1 protein-coding gene is annotated in these 1,815 nt (G+C 56.1%); it reads left to right on the forward strand.

Annotation, left to right across the window (positions count from 1 at the left end):
- Positions 1-107 precede the first annotated feature (107 nt).
- Positions 108-1,664, forward strand: coding sequence for an IS3 family transposase (locus JJD74_RS30535; protein ID WP_200618102.1), 1,557 nt, complete (start codon positions 108-110; stop codon positions 1,662-1,664).
- The last annotated feature ends 151 nt before the right edge of the window (positions 1,665-1,815 follow it).

Genomic DNA, 1,815 nt, shown 5'->3' on the forward strand with positions numbered 1-1,815 from the left:
TTGGCGTACAGTCAAAATTTTCTGATGGTTGCTTAGTGTGTTGGCGCTGATGGAAAATTGACCCACCGGGGATGCGGCGGAAATCTTGGACTACCTGGAGGTAGTTCATGTATTCATACGAAGACCGCATCCGAGCGGTCGAGCTCTACATAAAAGTGGGGAAACGCATTGGGGTAACGATTCGTCAGCTGGGCTACCCGACGAAGAACTCTTTGAAGAGCTGGCATGCAGAGTATGAGCGATGCCTCGACCTGCCGCGTGGCTACGCGAACTCGAAGTCGAAGTCGAAGTCGAAGTCGAAGTATTCACTGGCCCAAAGGGAAAAGGCTGTCGAGTACTATCTCGAACACGGTCGCAGCATCGCCTCTACCGTCACGGCGTTGGGCTACCCGGCACGGGATTCGTTGCGTGCCTGGATTTACGAATTGCACCCCGAGTTGCATACGCGTGTCGTTGGCCGATCTGACGGGTTGGCCCGCCCGCCAGCGATGAAGCAGGCAGCGGTCATCGCGCTGTGCACGCGAAAAGAAAGTGCGAAAGCCCTGGCTGAAAAACTAGGCGTATGTAGGCCGACCTTGTACAACTGGAAAAACCAGCTACTCGGCCCAGAGGTATCTGCATCCATGAAGCGCCGACTAGACCCCCCATCGTCACCGGAGCGAGAAGAGTTGGAACGGCAACTTGAATCTCTTCGGCTCGACGTGCGCCGTCTGCAGCTTGAACACGACCTGTTGATGAAGGCGAATGAACTCATAAAAAAAGATACGGGCATCGACCGGCAAATCCTGACCAACCGGGAGAAGACATTGCTGGCTGATGCCCTGAGGCAGACATACTCCTTGTCAGAGCTGCTTGAAACGCTGGGCTTGGCCCGAAGTTCCTATTTCTACCATCGAGCCCGAATGCAGGTCGCGGAAAAATACACCGAAGTGCGTCGTGCCATGGCAGACATCTTCGAGCGCAATCATCGCTGCTATGGCTACCGACGGATGAGGGCTTCGCTGAGCCGGCAGCGCGTGCGTTTGTCAGAGAAGGTGGTGCAGCGCTTGATGAAGCAGGAGTGCCTGATCGTCGCCAAGCCAAAACGGCGTCGATACGGTTCCTACCTCGGGGAGATCAGTCCCGCGCCGGAAAATCTCGTCAACCGGGACTTCACAGCTGTTGCTCCGAATGAGAAATGGCTGACTGACATCTCGGAGTTCCAGATCCCGGCCGGCAAGGTGTACCTGTCCCCCATCATCGACTGCTTCGATGGGAAGGTCATCAGTTGGTCGATCGGCACGCGTCCCGACGCCGAGCTTGTGAACACAATGCTGGATGCGGCCGTCGAAACGGTGGCCTGCAACGATAAACGGCCTGTTGTTCACTCCGATCGTGGCGCGCACTACCGCTGGCCCGGCTGGCTATCGCGCATCGCTGATGCGAAGCTGATTCGTTCGATGTCGCGCAAGGGCTGCTCACCTGATAACGCGGCGTGTGAAGGCTTCTTCGGCCGGCTGAAAACGGAGCTGTTCTATCCTCGCAACTGGCAGTCAACGAGCATCGAGCAATTCATTCAGGCCCTGGACTCATACATTCGCTGGTACAACGAGAAACGTATCAAGATTTCCCTCGGCGCTCTCAGTCCCATTGAGTATCGTGAGAGCCTCGGCCTCGCGGCATAACCAGTCCAAGTTTTTGTCCGCATCCCCACCCTGCCGATTGAAATTTGACCCAGGGCGGATTGCTGATTTTGTTACCAGCAACTGTGGATAAGTCTACCAGCGCAGCTGCTGTTGCCCCCACTCCTTCGCTAGCCCAGTTCAGTTGTTTAAG

Source organism: Pseudomonas sp. MF6776 (assembly GCF_016613125.1).
Classification (GTDB): domain Bacteria; phylum Pseudomonadota; class Gammaproteobacteria; order Pseudomonadales; family Pseudomonadaceae; genus Aquipseudomonas; species Aquipseudomonas iridis.

Excerpts from the sequence above, each read along its gene's own strand:
- JJD74_RS30535 (WP_200618102.1), top strand. The coding sequence starts at position 108 with ATGTATTCATACGAAGACCGCATCCGAGCGGTCGAGCTCTACATAAAA.